Here is a 20,188-nt window from a genome sequence, read left to right on the forward strand (position 1 = left end):
TGCTCTCCACATTCCGTCAGGCCAGATCGAGCACGGTGTCGAGCCGGTACTCGCGCGCCAGCGCGCGCAGTTTCTCCCAGGTGGCATCCTCGATCTCGATGCCGTCGCGCAGGCGCTGTTGCTCGCGCAGGCCCTCGATCTCGCCGGGATAGTAGACGCCTGTGCTGCCCTCGGAGGGCGGCGTCGATTTCAGATAGCGCGCGAACTCGGCGACCTCGCGCTTGAACTCCTTCAGCGGCCGGAACGCGGCCACATTGAACACCGCCATGAAGCAGCCGTCATTGTGCCGCCCCGTCGGCTCGACGCCGAAGCCGAGACCGGTGAGCAGGCCGCACAGCACCTCAACCATGGCCGCAAGGCCGCTGCCCTTGTAGCCCTCGGTGCCGCCGAGCGGCAGCAGCGCGCCGCCCCTGCGATACTGCGTGGGATCGGTGGTGTGCCGTCCCTCGGCGTCGATGATCCATCCCGTCGGAATCTCCTCGCCGCGCGCGACCGCGAGCTGGATCTTGCCGGCCGCGACCGCCGAGGTCGCCATGTCCAGGTAGAACGGCGCGTCGAGATCGGACGGCACGGCGATCGAGATCGGGTTGGTGCCGAGCCGCGCCTCCTTGCCGCCGAACGGCGCCACGTGCTTCGGCGAGCGGCCCGAATCCGCCGTCGCGATCCCGATCATGCCCTCGCGCATCGCCATCAGGGGATAGGCGGCGAGGCGGCCGACATGGCTCTGGCGGAACACCGTGCACGCCGCGACGTTCGCCGTCCTTGCCTTCTCGATCGTCAGCGCCATCGCCTTGGCGTTGACGTGGAAACCAAAGCCCCAATGGCCGTCGATCACGGTCGTGGTCGGCGATTGCTGGACGATGGACCATTCGGCGCCCGGCACGATGTGGCCGGCCTTGATGCGGTCGATATAGGTGGGAACGGCAATCACGCCGTGGGAATCGTGGCCGGCTAGATTGGCGTTGACGCAGCCGATCGCAACGGCGTCAGCCTCTTCCTCCGAGGCTCCGGCGGCGCGGAGCAGGGCGGCGCTGATGCGCGTGAGGCGATCGGCCTTGACGATCGGCATGGCGTTCCCCTTGGCGTTCCCTCGGATTGGTGCCCTTAACGGGCTGCTCATTGGGTGCCATCGTCTCAAAGCGCAGCTGCGATATCAATCTCCCGTAAACCAATACAGGGCTGCAAATTCGTAACGAGAGCGCGCCTTTCGTCAAAGACTCGTGCCGCGCGGCGGTATTTTCGACAGTTTGGCGTCTCTTATTCGCAGCTCGTTCACTTTGATCGCGGGTTTGCACCGCGCAATAACGACCACTTAGGCGATGGCCGTTCATAACGCCACCGGGAGAAATAGGCAGAAATGCCCGGGAGCTGAGATCGTGCCGACGACACTCGCGCGCACCTTTGCGGCGTTGAGCGCCATCAACGAGGCGATCCTCTATGCGAAATCGCCAGACGAGCTGTACCAGAAGGTCTGCGACGCCGGCTTTTCCAGCGGGGACTTCCTGGCCGTCGCCGTGTTCCTGGTCGAACCGGACGGACGCCGATTGCGATTCGCGGCCGGCTCCGGCGACGACATTCCGCGCCTGCGCACAATCCTGATCACGACGGAAGCCGGCACCCCCGAAGGATCGGGTGTCGGGGGCGAGGCGTTTCGCGATCAGAAGCTGTGCATCAGCAACGACTATCTCAATGATCCGCGCTCCCTGGCTTGGCGCGAGGGTGCAGCCGCGGCTCATATTGGCGCGGCTGCGGCGCTGCCGTTGCTCTGCAACGGCAAGGGTGTCGGCGTGTTGTTGGTGACCCGTCGCGAGGCCAATTCGCTCAACGACCAGATGGTCTCGCTGTTCGAGCGCATGTCGGCCAACATTTCCTATGCACTGGACAACTTTGCGCGCGAGGCTGCGCAGCAGACCAGCGAGCGCGCAACGCGGCGGCTCAACCGCATGTTCGGCGCCCTCAGCGCCACCAACGAAGCCATCCTGCGCGCCAAGACCGAGCAGGAGCTGTACCAGCTCGTGTGCGACGCCTCGGTTCACGGCGGCAAATCGCTGGCGACCATCGTGCTGCTGCGCGAGCCGGATTCGCACTGGATGAAGCCTGTCGCGGCCACCGGGCAGAACCTCGAGCTCGTCACCCAGGCGCGCTATTCGGTCGACCCGGAAAATCCTTACGGCAAGGGCATCTCCGGCGAGGTGTTCCGGACGCAGAAAGCCGTCGTCGAGTCCGATCTCGCCAGCCGTACCAGGGGCACGCCGTGGGAGCAGGCCAACGTCAATACCGGCGTGGCCGCCTGCGTGGTCGCGCCGCTGATCAAGCGCGGCGAAAGCGTCGGCGTGCTCCTGTTCTTCATCAGCCGCTCCTGGGCCAAGGACGAGGAGATCGTCGCGCTGCTGCTGCGCATGGCGGAGAACGTCTCGTTCGCGATCGCGAATTTCGACCGGGAGTCCGAGAAGGCCAGAATTGCGGCGGAGGAGGAGCGGCTGGCGCGCATGTATGCCGCGCTCAGCGCCACCAACGAGGCAATTCTGCGTGCCCGCTCGCGCACCGAGTTGTTCGACCTCGTCTGCGAGGCGACGGCCAAGGGCGCCAAATTCACCTCGGCCAACATCGCTCTGGTCGACCGCGAGGCCGAGCTGCTGCGCGTCGTCGCCTGTTACGGGCCGAACGCGAACGAGGTTCGCAACTTCAAATTCTCCATCTCCGAGCAGGTGCCGGAAGGTCGCGGACTGACGGGCACCGCCTACCGCACGCGCCAGCCCGCCGTCAGCAACGACGTACTCGCGGACGACCGCATCGCGCCGTGGCACGCCAGCGCCCGCCGGAACGGCATCGTATCCTCTGCGGCCTTGCCGCTGTTCAGCGGCAACCGGGTCGAGGGCGTGTTCCTGTTCAACTCTCCGGAGCTCGGCACCTTCACGGATGAATTCGTCGAGCTGCTGAGCAAGCTCCAGGCCAACGTCGCCTTCGCGCTCGAAGGCTTCGATCGGGCCGATGAGAAGGCACTGGCGGACAAGCAGCGCGATCGCCTGAGCGGAATGTTCGAGGCGCTGAGCGCAACCAATGAAGCCATCATCCGCGCCAAGACGCGCGAGGAGTTGTTCGAAGCCGCCTGCCAGGCTGCCGTCCTCGGCGACGTGTTCGCCTCGGCCACGATTGGCCTCATCGACAAGGACAAGGAGCTCGTTCGCGTCGTCGCGGTGAAGGGGCGTCTGCAGGAGCGGATGGCCGAACGGACCTGCAATATCTCCGCCGGCCATCCCGAGGGCCAGGGCATCATCGGGACCTCGCTGCGGACCCGCCGGCCCAGCGTCATGAACGACTATCTGAACGAACCGCGCTCGATGTACTGGCGGACGAAGGCGGGTGAGGATGGAACGCGGGCTGCCGCCAGCTTCCCGCTTCTCAGGGCAGGCCAGGAGCCGATCGGCATCTTGCTTTTCCTCGCGCCCGAAGAGAACACGTTCACGCCCGACCTGGTCGAGTTGCTCGGACGCCTCGCCGAGAACGTCTCCTTTGCTCTCGACAATTTCGATCGCGCCGAGGAGAAGGCCCGCACCGAGGCGCAGAAGGAACGGCTGACGCGCATGTTCGCGGCCCTGAGCGCGACCAATGAGGCGATCATGCGGGCGAAGTCGCGCGCCGAGCTGTTCGACCTCGTGTGTCTCGCCGCCTCGAACGGCGCCAAGTTCACCTCGACCACGATCGCGCTGGCCAAGGCCGACAGCGATCAGCTGGAGATCGTGGCGAGCGCAGGCCCGTCCGCGGACACCACGCGCAACGTCCGTCTGTCCATCGACCCCGAACGGCCCGAAGGGCGCGGAATGAGCGGCACGGCGTTCCGCACGCGCCAGCCCTGCATCAGCAACGACTATCTCAACGACCAGCGCGTGAGCGCCTTCCACGCCATCGTGCGCGGCGACGGCGCGCGCTCGGGCGCGGCGTTCCCGCTTGTCGTGCACGACCAGGCGGTCGGCGTCATGATCTACATGTCGACCGAACCGGCCACCTTCACGGCCGAGTTCGTCGAGCTGTTGCAGCGTCTTGCCGACAACGTGTCCTTTGCGATGGAGAATTTCGACCGCGCCGACGCCAAAAACCAGGCGGACGAGCGGATCGAGTACCTCGCCTCGCATGACAGCCTGACGGACCTTCCGAATCGCGAGACCTTCAACGGGCTCTTGCGCGAGGCGATCGACACGGCAGAGCGCCACGATCACCGCTTTGCGGTGCTGTTCATCGACCTCGACCGCTTCAAGGTCATTAACGATTCGCTGGGGCACGAGGCCGGCGACCTGCTTCTGCTCGAGGTGGCGAACCGTTTGCGCAGGGCGCTGCGGGCAAGCGACGTGGTGGCGCGGCTCGGCGGCGACGAGTTCGTGGTGATCCTCGACCAGTGCGGCGAGATCGACGACGTTCAGCGCATCGCGACCGAGCTCTTGACCGCGCTCGCCCAACCCATGGAACTGGCCGGGCACGAGTGCCACACCACGGCTTCGATCGGCATCGCGATGTATCCGGCCAACGGCTCCGACGCACAGACGTTGACCAAGAACGCCGACATGGCGATGTATCTCGCCAAGGAGGACGGCAAGAACGGCTATCGCTTCTTCTCCAAGGAAGTGAAGACGCAGTCGATCGAACGGCTGTCGCTGGAGAGCGCGCTGCGCCGGGCGCTGGAGCGCGAGCAGTTTTCACTGAACTACCAGCCCAAGGTGGAGATGGAGACCGGCCAGATCACCGGCGTGGAGGCGCTGCTGCGCTGGACCCATCCCGAGCTCGGCAACGTCTCCCCGGCGCAATTCATTCCGCTCGCGGAGGAAACCGGGCTGATCGTGCCGATCGGCCGCTGGGTGCTCAACGAAGCCTGCGCGCAGGCGATGGCCTGGCAGCGCCGCGGCCTGCTGCCGCTGTCGATGGCGGTCAATCTGTCGCCGCGGCAGTTCGCCGACGAGCAGCTGTTGCAGGACGTCGACGAAGCGCTCGCGGCCAGCGGCATGTCGCCGGTGCTGCTCCAGCTCGAAGTCACCGAGAGCATGATGATGCGCAATGTCGGTCGCGCGCTCAAGGTGCTCGACGCCATCCAGAGCCGCGGCATTCGCCTCGCCATCGACGATTTCGGCACCGGCTATTCCTCGATGTCGCTGATGAAGCACTTTCCGATCGACACCATCAAGATCGACCGCTCCTTCGTGCGGGCCCTGCCACAGGATTCGGAAGACCAGGCGATCGCGCAGGCGATCATCAGCATGGGCAAGGCGCTCGGCATGACCGTCGTCGCCGAGGGTGTCGAGAACGCCGAGCAGGAGGCGTTCCTGCGCGCCCATGGCTGCGACGAGATGCAGGGCTTCCTGATCTCAAAGCCCTTGCCGGCACGACAGATGGCGGACTTGCTGCGGCCGATGGCGCTGCCTATCGCCCCGCCACTCCAGCCGGAGCCGGACGTTGCCGTCAACGAAGCCACGGAGGCGGCAGCGTCACGGCTGAAACGCGCTGTCGTCTGACGGCTGCGGGTGCAGCTCGCGGACGTCGTGCTCGCCGCCCTCGGCCTTGCTCGGAAAATCCTGGGGCCCCGTCAGCGAGGTCTGTTCGACGAACAGCGCGAGAATCGTCCGCGCCCCCTCGGCAAAGCTCGTGCCTTCGTGCAAGCCGAGTTCGCGGCACCACGCGAAGTTCATCGCTTCCTGGTCGTCGACCACGGTCATCGCAGGCCCCCACCACCAGGCAGGCGCGGGCGAACGCTCATCCGTCGGCACGAGTTGCCAGCGGACGAACTCCTCCATCACGCGTTCGAACTCCAGGCGGGCAGCCTGATGCATTCGGTCGATACTCCCTTGAATCCGCGCGTGATGACAGATCGCTACGCGGATTCGATTGTGGTCCTGACATCAGGAGAAATCGGCTCTCGCAGCCGGCAGAGCCAGGCATCGCGACCTCGTCGTCGGCGATGCCGCAAAATGCGGCCGTCGGCGATAGGCCGGCAGCGGCAACGAGCACGCATTCTAGCCGTTTGGACGCACGGCGGGCAAGGTACGGATGTTACGGTTGCCTAACGCGACCTGAACGGATGCGCCGTCTGGTGCCAGGCCCAGGCGGTTCGGATGATTGTGGCGAGGTCGGAGTGACCCGGCACGAAGTTCAGTACCTTTCGCGCGGCTGAGGGGTCGGCGACCAGATATGTCGGATCGCCGGCGCGGCGCGGCTTGACGGTGTGCGGCACCTCGCGCCCGGTCTCCTGCTTGATCGCGTTGAGGATCTCGCGCACGGAAAAGCCGGAACCGGTGCCGAGATTGAAGCTGCCGCCGGCATGTCCGCCTTCCAGAAGCTTCAATGCCGCGACATGCGCCGCCGCGAGGTCGGTGACGTGAATGTAGTCGCGGATCGCGGTTCCGTCCGGCGTGTCGTAGTCGTCGCCGAACACCGCGAAGTCGACGTGGCCCTGCAGCGCCATCATGGCGCGGGGAATGAGATGGGTTTCGTTGTCGCGCAGCTCGCCGATGCCGCCGGCCGGATCGGCGCCGCTGGCGTTGAAATAGCGCAGGCAGAACGCGCCGAAGCCATAGGCCGAGCGGAAGTCAGCGAGCATCCGCTCGATCATCCATTTCGATGCGCCGTAGGGGTTGATCGGCACGCAGGGAAAGTCTTCCGGCAGTTCCCTGGAATCGGCATTGCCGTAGACGGCGCCGGTCGAGGAGAACACGATGCGGTGACAATTCGCGTTACGCATCGCCTGCAACAGCGACAGCGTACCCTGCACATTGTTGACATAGTATTTCTGCGGATCGGCCATGGACTCGCCGACCAGGCTCGCCGCCGCGAAATGCATCACCGCCGTGATGTTGTGGTCGGCGAAGGCGCGTGCCAGCGCCGCGCCGTCGAGCAGATCGCCTGTCACCAGAGGACCCGCGACGAAGCTGCGATGGCCTGTCGAGAGATTGTCGTAAACGACGGGCTCGTAGCCGGCGGCGGTCAATGCGCGGCAGGCATGCGAGCCAATATAGCCCGCGCCCCCGGTGACGAGGACGGTCGGTCGGTCTGTCATGTCGTCTTCTGCTCTTCTCTTAGCGGAGGGTTCGTCTGCGGCTGAAGAGAAGATAGAGCGCGCGGGGGTTGGTGGTCAAATAGCGCCAGAACAGGCGGCGCGGCTCGAGCAAGGTGCGCCAGACCCATTCCAGCCCGACCTGCTGCATCCATCGCGGCGCGCGGGAACGGCTTCCAGACAAAAAGTTGAACAACCCACCGGATGTCTTGATAACGCCAACATTGGTGAGATGTGGCGTGAATTCCTTCACGAATGCCTGCTCGTTGGGCACGCCAAGCGCGATCCACAGATAGTCCGGCGCAAGCGCGTTGATCTCCTCGACCTTTGCGCGTAGCGCCTCACCTCGCAGATAGCCGTGGCTGTGCCCGACAATCTTGAGGTTCGGATACATCTTCTGGACGTTCTCGACGGCCGCGAGGTTCTCGGCTTCGCTGGCGCCGAACATGTAGAAGGTGCGGCCGATCGCTTCGGCCTTGCGCGCGACGACGTGGAACAAGTCCGTGGTTGCGACGCGCTCGGGCAACGGAAACCAGGATTGCAGCTTCGAGGCAGCCACCAGCGGTTGGCCGTCGGCATTGATCAGATCGGCGGCGCGGAACAGGCGCTCGGTCTGCGGCTCGGTCGAGCAGCGCGCCAGCACCTCGCCATTGGCCGAGGTCAGGAACAGCGGACGGCCGATGCGATTGTCGGGATCGGTCGCCTCGATCATGAAATCGGCGGTGGCTTCCAGGTCGAGCGCGGCCATGCGCAGCCCGCCAAGGGTGATCCGCGGCACGTCGGCAGTTGCCGCCCGTCCGTCGAGGTTGACGCGGCGTTCAAGCATATTGTCTGCCTCGCTGGCGCGCTTCGGCTGCAGGGGTGAGCTCGTCAAGCACGACGCCGACGAGCTTGCTCTCGGCGCGGCCGAGCGCGGTCAGGATCTCTTCCAGGCTGTCATTGATGTCGAGGCTGGTCGGCAGCACTGCCACCAGCGCGTCGGTGTCATCGAGCAGCTTGCGGCTGCCGGCTGCGAGCGGCATCGCGGGGCCGTCGAGGATTACGAGGTCATAGCCACCCGCCGCGCGCGCCTGTGCAATCGCCTTGCGGATCGCGTCGGCAGCCTTGCCGGCATCGCTCTCGCCGGCCGGCAGCACCGAAATGCCGTTGACCGTCTTGATCTCGCGTGCGGCCCTGCTGCCGACCGAGAGCCAGCCGAGTCGGCTCGGCTCGCTCTTGCCGGGGCGGCTGAGCTTGTTCGAGAGCGCGTGGGCCTGATGGTCGGCGTCGATCATCAGCACGCGGGCGCCGTCGCGCGCGGCCGCGAGCGCGAAGTTCAGCGCGCTCACGCTGCGTCCGATGGTCTCGCCGGCGCCGACGAGCGCAATGACGGGCATAGCCCTGTCGCTGGCGCGCCGCGCCACGGCAGCGCGCATGTCGCGGCAGGTGTTGAGCAGCTTCGTCAGGGGAAAGCCGGGTCGCAGCGTCGGCCAGCCCAGCCGCGTCAGGTCGATGCCGCCGCCGGTGGCGAGAATGGCGCCAAGCGTATGGATGACGTCGGCCTCCTGCAGGCGCGCGATCAGCGGCTTTTCGACCAGGGGCTTTTCGACCATCGCAGGCTGCAGCGATGGCGCGGCAAGTTCGGGCAGGGCCTGCGCCGCTTCCGGCGCCAGCGAGACCTGCTGAGGCTGCGCAGCCTCCGGGGACGCCACGACCTCGGTAGCGCGCGTTCGCCCCGGCGGAGGCTTGCGCTCCCGGCGCGCCGGCGCGGGCAGCGGCGCGGTTGTGCCGGCGAACAGGAGTTCGGCCGCGACGAACCAGCTCGCGGCCGCGAGCGCGCCGAAGATGAAGCCGATCATGGCGAACAGACTCATGGCGGGCGGGAACGAGCGCCGCTGCGGCACGGTCGCCTCGCCGATGACGCGGGCGGCCGAGGTGTTCAGGCTCTCCTGCTCCTCGGTCTCGCGCGAGCGCTTGAGGAAGGATTGGTAGACATCGCGGCTGGCGTCGGCTTCGCGCTCGAGCTCGCGCAGGCGCACGGCGGCCTGGCTGAGCTGGACGCTCTGCCGCTTCTGCGCCTCCAGCGCCCGGTTCAGTGAGGCTTCGAAGTCGCGGGCGCGTGTCAGATCGTTCTTGGCGGACTGCGCGAAGCGGTCGATCTCTTCATTGATGGTGCGCTTGAGGTCCTCGACCTGCTTCTCGGTCTGGCGCAGCGCCGGATGGCGCGGGCCGAGCTCACCGGCCTGCTCCGCATATTTCTTGCGCGCATCGGCATATTGCGCGCGCAAATTCGCGATCGTCGGCGATTGTAGCGCTTCCGGTATTGCGCCGGCATCCGCCGCGGTCCGGCGGCTGGCCTCGATCTGGTCGAGCCGCGCCTGGGCATCCATGGTCGCGGCACGGGCCGCGGAAAGCCGCTGGTTGCTGGCGGAGAGCTGCTGGTCGCTGATCAGCGCATCCTGGGTGCCGACGAAATTGTTCTGGGCCTTGTAGGTGGCGAGCGCGGTTTCGGCGTTGCGCAGCCGCTCGCGCAGCTCCTTCAGGCGGCTGGAGAGGTCGTTGGTGGCGCGTCGTGCGGCCGAGGCTTGCGAGTTGCGGGATTCGGCGAGGTAGACGCTGGTCAGCGTGTTGGCCAGCATCGCCGCTTTCGCCGGATCGGTCGACCAGACCTCGATGTCGACGATGAAGCTCTTCTCGGTCTTGCGGATGGTGATGTGCCGGTTTAGCGCATCGAGCGCCGCAAGCTGCACTTCCCTGTTCGCCGCGGCTGTAGGCGCGGGAGGCTGAAGGCCGATCAGGCCGAGCAGCGACGACGCCAGGCTCCTGCCGTCGGCGCCGCCGCCGAATTCCGGATCCTTGTCGAGACCGGCCTGCTGGATCACCTGCAGCAGCACGCTGTTGGAGGTGATCAGGCGCGCCTGGCTCTCCACCACCATGGACATGCCCGAGACGTCCTGCGCGCGCGGCGTCAGCTCGCGGTCGACGAGCTGAAGCTCGCGCGGATCGACATAGAGCTGGGCGGTGGCGGTGTAGCGAGGCGTCAGGCTTTTGCCGATGGTGACGGCAAGCGTGGCGCCGAGCAGGGCGGCCGCGGCAATCGCGATCTTGCGCCGCCAGAGCAGATTGGCGAGCTCCAGCACGTTGAAGTCGGCCGAAGAGCCCCGGTGCGGGGACGCGGTTTTCGCCCGATCTATCGGCTGGTCATAGTCAAGCATGATCCCCAGCTTCCATTCCAAATGCCGCAGGCTGAGGGGTTACTCTTCGCTCTACGCCATGCGCCCGGGATATAGGCGCCCAATCAACGCAACAGGGAAAATTAACCATACTCATTGAGGGACTATTCACCGAAATGGCAAACAAAGCGTTTAAGCGCGTGCCGCTCCGCCGTGCGTCCTCGTGACGCCTGACGTGCGGGGGTGCTGCGGAGATTAACGGTTCATTACCGCGCACGGCCCGGCCGCGAGATGCCGCCTGTTCCGCGATGCGACGCGCGCGCGCCATGATCGTCAGCTCTTGCGCAGGATGACGTGATAATCGCCGCGGCGGACGTCGATGCCGCGCGGAAGCACGGCGTTCAGCACGGCGGCGCCGGCGTCCACGAGAGCCGCGAACAGCGGCTTGCGCCGACGCATCTCGGGATAGCGCGGACTCTCGACCTCACGGCGGTAGACCATCTCGAGGCCGTTGGCGGCCGCGAATGCTTCGAGCCGGGGTAGCGTCACCAGCGGGTGAAAGAAGGTCGGGAATGGCGGCTCGCCGGGCATGCCGGCGTCCTTGATGCCGCGGACGTGCCGGTAGAACCAGACGTGAAACCAGTGCGGCGAATATTTGGTGACGACGCCGGACAGGGAGCGGGGATTGGGCGCGCCGATCAGGATCATTCCGCCGCGCTTGAGCGCATCGCGAAAGTTCAAGAGTGCGGCGTCGACATGGGGCAGGTGCTCGATCACGTTGTAGCAGATCACGAGATCGAAGGTCTCGCGCTCGAAGCAATAGGTCTGCACGTCGCCGAGAATGGCTTCGTCTGCGTACGTGTTGTTGCGGACCTGGTCCTCGTCGATGTCGACGACGGTGACCCTGCTGCGGTTGAGCAATTCCGGTGGCAGAACGCTGCACGAGCCGCCGCCGGCTTCATAGATGGCAAGCTGACCTTTCGGCAGTTCGCGGTGCAGCACATCGTGAACGGCGAGCAGGCTGTCGCGGGCTTCGCCGGGGACAAGATCATGCAGCGCCTGGACGGGTGCAACGGCCGCGGGGATCTGGATCGCCGTAGCTGTCGCGAGATTGATCGTGGCTGGCTTGTTCATTTTGTTTGACCGCGCTTGTTCTATTCAAATTTACAGGAAAAATCCTGCGTGCCCGAAGAGCAAATCTGATGCCGCGGCGCCTCACCGGTTGCAGTGCTTACGGTCCGGTTAATCCGCATAAGCGTTAACTACGGCATTGTTCATGTTGAGCCATCGTCGGCGCATGGACTGCGAATTGCAGTATCACGCGGGCATGAATTCGCGCGAGAAACAGGCGAAGGCGGTTAAGCGCAGGGCGTTGTCTCGGAATGGCCGGAAGATCGGAGCATGGCGCCGGCGCGCCGTCCCAGTAGAGCTGTTCATTTTGGGACGCATCTGTCCCGCGGCGATGTGCCGTCGTGGGATGCGTGATTGAAGCAGGGCTTTTTCAACCTATCTCGGACATCTAGAACGTCATGACATTGATCCCGACAGATCTGTTCGCCACGCGGATATCGGATGCCGTGCGCGATCCCAACCGGGAGATCGTGGCGAGCTCCCGCGTCATCGACCTGTCGGTCGGCATTGTCGTCTGCATTCCCTGCTTCCGCCGTCCGCATCACCTGCGGCTGACCCTGGACTCGCTGGCGAGCCAGCGTACCCCGCGCTCCTTTGCCGTCGTCATGGTCGAGAACGACGCTGCGCGGCGCGAAAGCGCACCGGTCGCCGCGGAGTTCCTGGCTGCCGGCAGGCTGCAGGGTGTCTGTCTCGTCGAGAAGCGACAGGGCAATTGCCAGGCAATCAACGCTGCGTTCGAAACGGCGCAGGCGCTGTTTCCCGCCGCGACCCGCTTCCTGATGATCGACGACGACGAGATCGCCTCGCCCGACTGGCTCGAGCTGATGGTCCGCACCGCGGAGGCGACCGGCGCCGACGTGGTCGGCGGGCCGGTGCTGCCGGTGTTCGACGACGACAGCAAGCCCTGGCTTTCGCGTCATCCGGCCTTCTGTCCCACATACGACTACACCGGCGCAGTGCCGCTGATCTATGGCTGCGGCAATTGCCTGATTACGCGGTCCGTTTTCGAGCGGTTCGATCGTCCGGCGTTCGACCTGCGGTTCAACTTTCTCGGCGGCGGCGATTGCGACTTCTTCGTGCGGTGCCGTGACGCCGGCATGATATTCCACTGGACCGCGGAGGCCGTCATCACCGAGACGGTGCCGGAGAGCCGCACCAGCCTCGGCTGGATCGCAAGGCGCGGCTTTCGTATCGGCGCGATCAATTATCGTGTGCAGTACAAGGCCGCCCAGAGTATGGCGGCGCGAGCGCGGGTGTTCGCGCAGATGCGGGGGCGCCTGCCGCTGTCGCTGGTGCGCTCCGCAGGTCTGTTGACCTCGTCGAAAGCCGTCGTCGCGATGCACCCAATGATGGTCGCGTTCGGTGCTGCGCTGGCTGCGTTCGGTGTCGAGCCGAAGCCTTATGAGGCTTCGCAGATCGTGTCCTGACGCCGGAGCCGCCGGTCAGATCCCAAAACGGGCGAGGGTGGTCCTGGCTGCGGCGCGCGGCAGCGCCTTGAGCGAACGCTGGCCGACCATCGCGAGATAGCCCAAGGCCTGGCGATACCGGCCGAAGCGGACCGCCTGCATCGCCGCATAGGTGATGAGATGAAGTTCGGCGGCGAGGCGCAGCCCGGGCGCCGTGCCCTCGGGCAATCTGGCTAGGATCAGCCCGTCGTCGAACACCCGCGCGATGGCCGGGAAGAAATCCTTGGGCGTCCGCACCGCCGCGTTCATGGTGTTGGCCGTGTGCAGGCGATAGTCGAGCAGCAGCTTCGGTGTGAACTCGAACTCGCCGATCGCGGCAAGACGGCACCAGCAATGCCAGTCCTCGCAATATCTGAGAGAGGTGTCGAAGCCGCCGACGGCGCGGAAGGCCTCCGCGCGTGCGAGCGCGATACCGCCGTTGACGATGAAATTGCCGGCCGCGAGCCGCGACAGCACGTCGCCGGACGGCTTGCGGCGTCCCTTCAACAGGTCGCGACGGCCGATCTGCCGTCCCTCGCTGTCGATCGTATTGTAGTCGCCGTAGACGAGAACTGCGCGCGGAGCCCCATGCGCTGCTGCCAGCAGCGCCGCCACCGCGTCGGGACGCAGGCGGTCGTCGGCATCGAGGAAGAGCAGCCACTCGCTGCTCGCATACCGCGCGCCGAGATTGCGCGCCGCCGACACGCCGGCGGAATCATTGCGGATCAGGCGCAGCCGCGGGTCGCGGACGGCGCGGACGATCGCAAGGGTGTCGTCGGTCGAGCCATCGTCCACGACGATCACCTCGGTGACACCGGCTTTTGCCAGCGCGCTCGCGATGGTTTCGCCGACATACGCCGCGGCGTTCTTGGCGGGAATGACGACGGAGACCGACGCGGCCGTATTCACCGACAGCGGCAGGCGCGCTGCCGGTGCCGCGCGCGACGCGGCCGGCAGTTCGAGAACGTCTTCGGCGGTGATCAAGCTGCGGCTCGTCGTTAATGATCAGTTAACCAGGGCGCATCTGCCGGAGTGGCAACGCTGGCGATCGCAACCTCGGCTGCCCGCCGATGATACTCGCATTGCAGGCGAATGGTTGGTGGCAAGGCGTGCGCGGCGCTGGTTTCGTAGAATAGCGTTAAGCCGCTGGCATTAAGCCTGTGGCAAAATTGGAAGAGTGCGACAGCCGGTCCCATGCGAGAATGCGCACCTGGTTGCCGCGGATGGATCCAGTGCCCACAAAAACATTCGAACACGACCCCGACGCGATGATCCTCAACCTCTTCTATGAGGACAAGGACGACCGTTGGTTTCCCGGCGACCGGCATCTGAGGCGCATGGCGCGCCGCCTGTTGCTCGGCGAACCGCGCATGAGCGGCCAGCTTCGCGTGTTCCTCAATCTCTGTGCGGGGCTCGACCGGCTCGGGATCCGCTACCGCGTCAACGATTACGGCTACATCGCGCAGCATCCCGAGGAGCTCGCCTGCATCATCGGCCGCACCTTCCTGCTCGACAAGTTCGCCTGGAAGAATCCGATCCTGCTCGGCGTCGCCGCGCATAATCATCCACTCGACGACCCTGATCTGTTCAAACGTCTGCCGGTGAAGAAGGTCGTGGTGCCCGGCCCCTGGTATGTCGACATGTACCGGCCGTACTGGCCCGACACCGAGGCCTGGCCCGTCGGCATCGACACCGATCTGTGGGCGCCGTCGCAGGCGTCGCAAAAGACCGTCGATGTGCTGATCTACGACAAGGTCCACTGGGACCGCGAGCGCCATGAGCCGGAGCTGATCGCGTCCGTTCGCGCCCGGCTCGTCAAGGAGGGGCGCTCGTTCACGGAGCTGCGCTACGGTAGCTACAAGGAGGACGAGTATCAGGCCGCGCTGGCAGCCTCGCGCGCGATGATCTTCCTGTGCCAGAACGAGAGCCAGGGCATCGCTTATCAGCAGGCCTTGTCCTGCGGCGTGCCTGTTTTCGCCTGGGATCCGGGCGGCCCGTGGCGAGACCCCGACTACTATCCGCACCGCGTGCGGTTCGCGCCAGTGTCGTCGGTGCCGTATTGGGACGAACGCTGCGGCGCCAAGTTCGTCGACCTCGCGGGGTTCGAGGCCGGTTGGGACAATTTCTGGGCCGGCTGTACCGCGGGCGTGTTCGATCCGCGTGGCTATATCCTGGACAGTCTCACGCTCGAGCAGCGGGCGCTGCAATATTACGAGATCGCGCGGAGCATCGTGCGGCAGCCGGCGGCGCAAGCCTCAAGCGTGCCGGCGGACGGACGCATGACCGGGCCGAGCCAGGACCTGGGGCCTCACCGCCGTCATCAGGTGTCTTGAGCCATGGACCGCAGCATGGACCGCAGCGCGGCCGACATGACGGAGTTCGAGGCCCGATCGTTGGGCCGTGTCCTGCGCGACGGCCTGGCGGAGCTGAACGCCGCGCAAGCTGCGCGCTGTCTGGTCGCCGTCGCGTCGCTGCTGCTGGTGCTGGTGACGCTCGATCCGTTCCCGGACCTGCGCAATCCCGATGTCACCACCGTCGTCGGCGGACGAATGGCGGTGACCTATCTCGCCTGGGGACTCCTGGCGGCGGCCGCGGTGCTGTTCGTCGCAGCCAGGGATGCACCCGCGCTGAAGACCCTGCTGACACCGCTTCATCTCTGCCTCGTGGGCTGGCTGCTGATCAACATCGTCCTCTCGGAGAACGCTGGCGTGTCGATGCAGCGCTTTGTGCTGCTCGTCAGTGTGACGTCGCTCGCCGTCCTGATGCCATTGCTGCCGCCGACGCAGCGCAGCTTCAACATATGTCTTGGTGGCGCTGCGATGGTGCTGCTCGCGCTTTGCTATCTCGGCGTCTTCCTCGCACCGCAATATTCGATGCACACCGCGCTCGACATCACCGAGCCGCAGCTCGCCGGCGACTGGCGCGGCAGTTTTGGTCATAAGAACGTCGCCTCGCCGGTGATGACCATCCTGGTCTATGTCGGCATCTATTTGTCCGCCGTCGGCTCGTTCGTGATGGGACCCGCGATTGCCGCGCTGGCCGGTGTCTTTCTGGTCTTCACCGGTGGCAAGACCTCGTCGGTGTTGTGCCTTGCGATCTACGTGCTCGCCTCGCTGGTCTATGTCACCCCAGGTCTGTGGCTGAAGCGGATCATCTGCTTCGTGCCGCTGGTCGTGATGAACCTGCTGACGGTCGGCAGCGTCCTGAGTCCGGCGCTCGGGGCCATGACGCGGCTGCTGCCCCTCGATCCCACCTTCACGGGCCGTTCCGACATCTGGGAGTTCGCGCTGGCGGCCGTCGCCGAGAAGCCGATCATCGGTCACGGCTATGCGGCCTTCTGGGACGACGTCACGGAACGGCAGACCGCGCAAGGCGCTGAATGGGCGACGTCCGCGGCGCACAGCCACAACAGCTATCTCGACCTCGCCGTGACCATCGGCCTGCCCGGGCTGTTGCTGGTGATCCTCATCTTCGTGCTCGCACCGCTCCGCAATTTCCAGTCAGCCCAGACCCGCAACCGCAGCGGCGCGTTGGCAAAGCTGTTCCTCACCGTGTGGCTGTTCGGGCTTTATTATGGAGCGACCGAGACCTTCCTGCTCGAACGGCAGAACCCGATCTGGTTCTTGTTTGCCCTGGCGGCGGCCGGTCTGCATTTCCTGGCGAGGTTCCAGTGCGTCGCGCAAGCGGAGCCGAAGCCATGACAGCTTGTCGCATCCAAGGCTGTCTGCCCTCGCGATGGTTTAACGATAAGTGCCGTTCACGTTGGTCTGCGACAAAACACAATCTATCTCGAAGCATTCAGTAGTCGTATGTCCCGCGGATGACGTCTCTCAGCCTCGAGCAATCAGATGGTCTTGTGTCCAACACGTCGAACATCAGCGTCGATTTCGTGCGTGACTGGCGTCAGGCCGCTTCGCGCCTGAACGCCGGGCATTGCACCGCTTTCCAACGCGACGACTGGCTTGGCCCCTGGTACCAGTCGTTCCAAGATGTCGCGCCGTTGATTGCCGTGATCTCTGATGCCGCCAGCGGCAAGGACATCGCGATGGTGCCGATGATCAGCCATGTCAGGCGCGGCATCCGCATCGTCGAATTCGCCGATCTCGGCGTCTCCGACAACAACGCGCCGATCCTGGCGCCCGACGCCGCGCTGGACACCGCGGTGACGAACGCGATCAACCGGGCGCTGATCGATGCGCTGCGGGCGGCGCCCGAACGTTTCGATCTGCTCCGAATGAGAAAGATGCCGGCAGAGGTCGGCGGAAAGCCGAACCCACTGGTGTTGCGCGGCCGGATCGGATCCTCCTCGCTCAACGGCAATCTCGTGCTGATGGGTGACGACTATGCGGACTATCAGGCGTCGATCAAGCGCATGCAGATGCCGCGTTGCTGGCGCGTGTTCAGCCGGCACCAGGGCGCGAGGTTCGAGATCGCCAGGGACGTCGCGCGCGCGCATGAACTGATGGACGTGATGGATGTCCAGCAGCAGGTGCGCATGCGTAAGCTCGGCACGAGGTTCGTCCTCAACGACGAGACCCATGCACGGTTCTATCGCGAGGTCGTCCGCCGTGGCGTCGCAGAAGGCTATGCCGTCGTTTCGGCGCTGGTCTGCGACGAGGGTGTCGTCGGCACGTCATTCGGCGTCAGGCAGGGCACGACCTATTACCTGCTCCGCATCAGCCATGGCGGCGCTGCATGGTCGAGCTGCTCGCCGGGGCTGCTCGTCGCCGAACGCACCATGGCGGCGCTGCATGCCGAGGGCGTGCGCCGTTTCGACCTCGGCATCGGTAATCTGGATTACAAGCGGCGCTTCGGCGCCGAGCGGGTGCCGCTGACCGATGTCAGTGTCGCGCTGACCTGGCGCGGCGCCCCTTTCGCATGGCGCGACCACGCCGCGCAGGGCCTGCGTCGCTATCCCGCAGCCGCCGCCCTTGCCGCGCGGGCTATGGGCAAAGGCCCACGTTGAAGCGGCATTCCCGAACGGGAATGCCGCGATCACATCAGCCGTGGAGTTCAGCCACGCAGCTCAGCCATGGAGCTTCTTGGCGGTCTCCGCGATCTGGCGTCCCTGATAGCGGGCGCCGGCGAGCTCGTTGGCGCTGGGCTGACGGCTGCCGTCGCCGCCGGTGATCGTGGTGGCGCCATAGGGCGCACCGCCCGTGATCTCGTCGAGCTTCATCTGGCCGGCAAAACCGTAATTCATGCCGACCACGACCATGCCGAAATGCAGGAGGTTGGTGATGATCGAGAACAGCGTCGTCTCCTGGCCGCCATGCTGGGTCGCGGTCGAGGTGAAGGCGCCGCCGACCTTGCCGTGCAGCGCGCCCTTGGCCCAGAGCCCGCCGGCTTGATCGAGGAAGTTCGCCATCTGCGAGGCCATGCGGCCGAAACGGGTGCCGGTGCCGACGATGATGGCGTCGTAATTGGCGAGGTCCTCGATCTTGGCGATCGGCGCGGCTTGGTCGACCTTGTAGTAGGACGCCTTGGCGACCTCAGCCGGCACCAGTTCCGGCACGCGCTTGATGTCGACGGTCGCGCCGGCTTCGCGCGCCCCTTCGGCGACAGCGTTGGCCATCGCTTCGATATGGCCATAGGCGGAATAATAGAGGACGAGAACTTTGGTCATGGTGGTCTCCGTTGGGGTTGGGGAAGTGGCTTGCTTGTTCGCTGTCGTTGCCGGGCTTGACCCGTCTGCGAGGCCGAAGCCTCTTCGGCGTGGCGTAGGCCCGGCAACCCACCGCCCTTCGAAAAGCTCCTTGCGAAGGTGATGGATGCCCGGGGCAGGCTCCGGGCATGACGAGTTTGTGGGTGTGGCGCGCTACGCCGCGTCCACGAGCACGAGCTCGGAGTCTTCGAGTGCCGTGATTGTCAGCTTCTCCTCGTCGCGGATCGCGGCGCCGTCGCGGGCGTTGACGCGCACGCCGTTGATCTCGACGGCGCCTGCCGCAGGCACCAAATAGACGTGCCGCGACGTCTGCGGGGCGTACTCCGCGCTCTCGCCGGCCTTCAGCGTGGTGGCGAGCACCCGCGCATCGGCGCGGATCGGCAGCGCGTCGGTGTCACCCGCAAGGCCGCTGGCAATGGTGACGAGCTTGCCGGAGCGGTCGGCCTTGGGGAATGGCTTCGAGCCCCAGGTCGGCTGGCCGCCGCGCTGCGTCGGCTCGATCCAGATCTGGAAGATCCGCGTCCTCGTGGGTTCCAGATTGTACTCGGAGTGACGGATGCCGCTGCCGGCGCTCATCACCTGCACGTCGCCGGCTTCAGTGCGGCCCTCGTTGCCGAGGCTGTCCTGGTGCGTGATCGCGCCCTCGCGCACATAGGTGATGATCTCCATGTTGGCGTGGGGATGGGCGGGAAAGCCGGTGTTCGGCGCGATCTCGTCGTCGTTCCACACGCGCAATGCGCCGTGACCCATGTTGTTCGGATCATAATGGCTGGCGGAGGAGAAATGATGTTTTGCTATCAGCCAGCCGTGATCGGCGCCGCCGAGCTTGTCGAAAGGTCTGAGTTCGATCATCTGCGTAATTCCCTTGGGTTGGACGAGTGGCGCCTTGATCAGGCGCCGAACCCGCCGTCGACGTTGAGCACGGTGCCGGTGACGAAGGAGGCGTCCGGGCTTGCGAGGAACACGATTCCGGCGGCGACTTCCTCGGGGCGGCCGAAGCGTTGCAGCGCGTGCTGCTTGCGCTGAGTCTCGGCGAACTCGCCGCCGTCCTTCGGGTTCATGTCGGTGTCGATCGAGCCGGGCTGCACCACGTTCACCGTGATGCCGCGCGGGCCGAGGTCGCGGGCCGCGCCCTTGGTGTAGCCGACCACGGCCGCCTTGGTGGCGACGTAGTCGGCGAGGCCCGGGAACGAGGCGCGGTCGGCCAGCATCGAGCCGACGGTGACGATGCGGCCGCCTTCACCCATCAACTGCGAGGCGGCGCGGATCGCGGCGATCACGCCGTGCACGTTGATCTGATCCTGGCGCGCGAGCGCGTCCGTATTCGCGTTGGCATCGTCGATGGCGCCGCCGGCGGCGACGCCGGCATTGTTGACGAGGATGTCGAGATGGCCGAATTCCTTGGCGACGTCGGTGACCAGCTGCGTCACCTCCTTCGCGGACGCCTGATCGGCCTTGAAGGCGCGGGCCTTGACGCCCCTGGCCTTCAGTTCGGTCACGACCGCTTCCGCCTTTTCCGGCGAGGCGACATAGCTGATGGCGACGTCAGCGCCTTCATCAGCAAGGGCGCGGGCGCTTGCCGCGCCGATCCCACGCGAGCCGCCGGTGACGAGGGCAACCTTGCCCGAGAGCTTCTTGGTCATTGGATTTCTCCATTCCCTGAGTTTGCGATTGACCTCTTGGATAAGCCTCCATCCGTGGTATAAAAATAGAAACTGTTGAAACACATTGTTTCCTGAAATTTACTGATCGGATCGGC

At 65.6% G+C, this 20,188-nt stretch carries 15 protein-coding genes; 5 read left to right on the forward strand and 10 right to left on the reverse strand.

Annotated features, from left to right (window positions below; translation table 11 throughout):
* Window positions 1–16 precede the first annotated feature (16 nt).
* Window positions 17–1,069: an Ldh family oxidoreductase gene (locus tag X268_RS02735; RefSeq protein ID WP_128923506.1), complete on the reverse strand. Its 1,053-nt coding sequence runs from the start codon at window positions 1,067–1,069 to the stop codon at window positions 17–19.
* A 307-nt stretch (window positions 1,070–1,376) separates the two neighbouring features.
* On the opposite strand from X268_RS02735, the gene X268_RS02740 reads away from it, so the two are divergent.
* Entirely contained in the window at window positions 1,377–5,501 is a 4,125-nt protein-coding gene (locus X268_RS02740; protein ID WP_164937487.1) for a bifunctional diguanylate cyclase/phosphodiesterase, read from the forward strand.
* Here X268_RS02740 and X268_RS02745 read toward each other — a convergent pair.
* From X268_RS02745 to X268_RS02765, 5 genes are all read right to left on the reverse strand, one after another.
* Window positions 5,475–5,816, reverse strand: coding sequence for a hypothetical protein (locus X268_RS02745; RefSeq protein ID WP_128923508.1), 342 nt, complete (start codon window positions 5,814–5,816; stop codon window positions 5,475–5,477). The two genes, X268_RS02740 and X268_RS02745, sit on opposite strands and share 27 nt — an antisense overlap.
* A gap of 230 nt (window positions 5,817–6,046) precedes the next feature.
* Window positions 6,047–7,039, reverse strand: a complete 993-nt coding sequence (galE, locus tag X268_RS02750) for a UDP-glucose 4-epimerase GalE (RefSeq protein WP_128923509.1) — start codon at window positions 7,037–7,039, stop codon at window positions 6,047–6,049.
* Window positions 7,040–7,058: 19 nt separating this feature from the next.
* A complete protein-coding gene (locus X268_RS02755) occupies window positions 7,059–7,862 on the reverse strand; it encodes a WecB/TagA/CpsF family glycosyltransferase (RefSeq protein WP_128923510.1) in 804 nt (267 codons plus the stop codon).
* Window positions 7,855–10,230 carry an exopolysaccharide transport family protein gene (locus X268_RS02760; protein ID WP_128923511.1) on the reverse strand — a complete coding sequence of 792 codons (2,376 nt, stop codon included), beginning with the start codon at window positions 10,228–10,230 and terminating at the stop codon, window positions 7,855–7,857. The genes X268_RS02755 and X268_RS02760 overlap by 8 nt, the downstream gene beginning before the upstream one ends.
* A 291-nt stretch (window positions 10,231–10,521) precedes the next feature.
* A complete protein-coding gene (locus X268_RS02765; protein ID WP_128923512.1) occupies window positions 10,522–11,322 on the reverse strand; it encodes a class I SAM-dependent methyltransferase in 801 nt (266 codons plus the stop codon).
* 395 nt (window positions 11,323–11,717) lie between these two features.
* Here X268_RS02765 and X268_RS02770 point away from each other — a divergent pair, with 395 nt between their 5' ends.
* Complete coding sequence (locus X268_RS02770; RefSeq protein WP_128923513.1) at window positions 11,718–12,746, forward strand: glycosyltransferase family 2 protein; 1,029 nt, start codon at window positions 11,718–11,720, stop codon at window positions 12,744–12,746.
* 15 nt (window positions 12,747–12,761) lie between these two features.
* Here X268_RS02770 and X268_RS02775 read toward each other — a convergent pair whose 3' ends face one another.
* Window positions 12,762–13,748 (reverse strand): glycosyltransferase, encoded by a 987-nt coding sequence (locus X268_RS02775; RefSeq protein WP_128923514.1) that lies wholly within the window; start codon window positions 13,746–13,748, stop codon window positions 12,762–12,764.
* Between the two features lie 248 nt (window positions 13,749–13,996).
* On the opposite strand from X268_RS02775, the gene X268_RS02780 reads away from it, so the two are divergent.
* The 3 genes from X268_RS02780 to X268_RS39175 all read left to right on the forward strand — a co-directional run bounded on the left by X268_RS02780 (window position 13,997) and on the right by X268_RS39175 (window position 17,730).
* Complete coding sequence (locus tag X268_RS02780) at window positions 13,997–15,097, forward strand: glycosyltransferase (RefSeq protein WP_128923515.1); 1,101 nt, start codon at window positions 13,997–13,999, stop codon at window positions 15,095–15,097.
* A gap of 15 nt (window positions 15,098–15,112) precedes the next feature.
* On the forward strand, window positions 15,113–16,465 hold the full coding sequence (locus X268_RS02785; RefSeq protein ID WP_128929122.1) for an O-antigen ligase family protein: 1,353 nt from the start codon (window positions 15,113–15,115) through the stop codon (window positions 16,463–16,465).
* Between the two features lie 119 nt (window positions 16,466–16,584).
* Window positions 16,585–17,730, forward strand: coding sequence for a GNAT family N-acetyltransferase (locus X268_RS39175; protein WP_164937488.1), 1,146 nt, complete (start codon window positions 16,585–16,587; stop codon window positions 17,728–17,730).
* Between the two features lie 60 nt (window positions 17,731–17,790).
* Here X268_RS39175 and wrbA read toward each other — a convergent pair whose 3' ends face one another.
* The 3 genes from wrbA to X268_RS02805 all read right to left on the reverse strand — a co-directional run bounded on the left by wrbA (window position 17,791) and on the right by X268_RS02805 (window position 20,072).
* Window positions 17,791–18,390 (reverse strand): NAD(P)H:quinone oxidoreductase, encoded by a 600-nt coding sequence (wrbA, locus tag X268_RS02795; RefSeq protein WP_128923516.1) that lies wholly within the window; start codon window positions 18,388–18,390, stop codon window positions 17,791–17,793.
* Between the two features lie 192 nt (window positions 18,391–18,582).
* Window positions 18,583–19,281, reverse strand: a complete 699-nt coding sequence (locus X268_RS02800; protein ID WP_128923517.1) for a pirin family protein — start codon at window positions 19,279–19,281, stop codon at window positions 18,583–18,585.
* 38 nt (window positions 19,282–19,319) lie between these two features.
* Window positions 19,320–20,072 (reverse strand): SDR family NAD(P)-dependent oxidoreductase, encoded by a 753-nt coding sequence (locus X268_RS02805; RefSeq protein WP_128923518.1) that lies wholly within the window; start codon window positions 20,070–20,072, stop codon window positions 19,320–19,322.
* Window positions 20,073–20,188 lie beyond the last annotated feature (116 nt).

It is taken from the genome of Bradyrhizobium guangxiense (genome assembly GCF_004114915.1).
Taxonomy (GTDB): domain Bacteria; phylum Pseudomonadota; class Alphaproteobacteria; order Rhizobiales; family Xanthobacteraceae; genus Bradyrhizobium; species Bradyrhizobium guangxiense.

Bases quoted from the DNA above. Each gene is read 5' to 3' on its own strand.
- X268_RS02770 (WP_128923513.1), top strand. From the start codon at position 11,718: ATGACATTGATCCCGACAGATCTGTTCGCCACGCGGATATCGGATGCC.
- X268_RS02805 (WP_128923518.1), bottom strand. From the start codon at position 20,072: ATGACCAAGAAGCTCTCGGGCAAGGTTGCCCTCGTCACCGGCGGCTCG.
- X268_RS02765 (WP_128923512.1), bottom strand. From the start codon at position 11,322: ATGAACAAGCCAGCCACGATCAATCTCGCGACAGCTACGGCGATCCAG.
- X268_RS39175 (WP_164937488.1), top strand. From the start codon at position 16,585: ATGACGTCTCTCAGCCTCGAGCAATCAGATGGTCTTGTGTCCAACACG.
- galE (WP_128923509.1), bottom strand. From the start codon at position 7,039: ATGACAGACCGACCGACCGTCCTCGTCACCGGGGGCGCGGGCTATATT.
- X268_RS02800 (WP_128923517.1), bottom strand. From the start codon at position 19,281: ATGATCGAACTCAGACCTTTCGACAAGCTCGGCGGCGCCGATCACGGC.
- X268_RS02760 (WP_128923511.1), bottom strand. From the start codon at position 10,230: ATGCTTGACTATGACCAGCCGATAGATCGGGCGAAAACCGCGTCCCCG.
- wrbA (WP_128923516.1), bottom strand. From the start codon at position 18,390: ATGACCAAAGTTCTCGTCCTCTATTATTCCGCCTATGGCCATATCGAA.
- X268_RS02745 (WP_128923508.1), bottom strand. From the start codon at position 5,816: ATGCATCAGGCTGCCCGCCTGGAGTTCGAACGCGTGATGGAGGAGTTC.
- X268_RS02735 (WP_128923506.1), bottom strand. From the start codon at position 1,069: ATGCCGATCGTCAAGGCCGATCGCCTCACGCGCATCAGCGCCGCCCTG.
- X268_RS02755 (WP_128923510.1), bottom strand. From the start codon at position 7,862: ATGCTTGAACGCCGCGTCAACCTCGACGGACGGGCGGCAACTGCCGAC.
- X268_RS02785 (WP_128929122.1), top strand. From the start codon at position 15,113: ATGGACCGCAGCGCGGCCGACATGACGGAGTTCGAGGCCCGATCGTTG.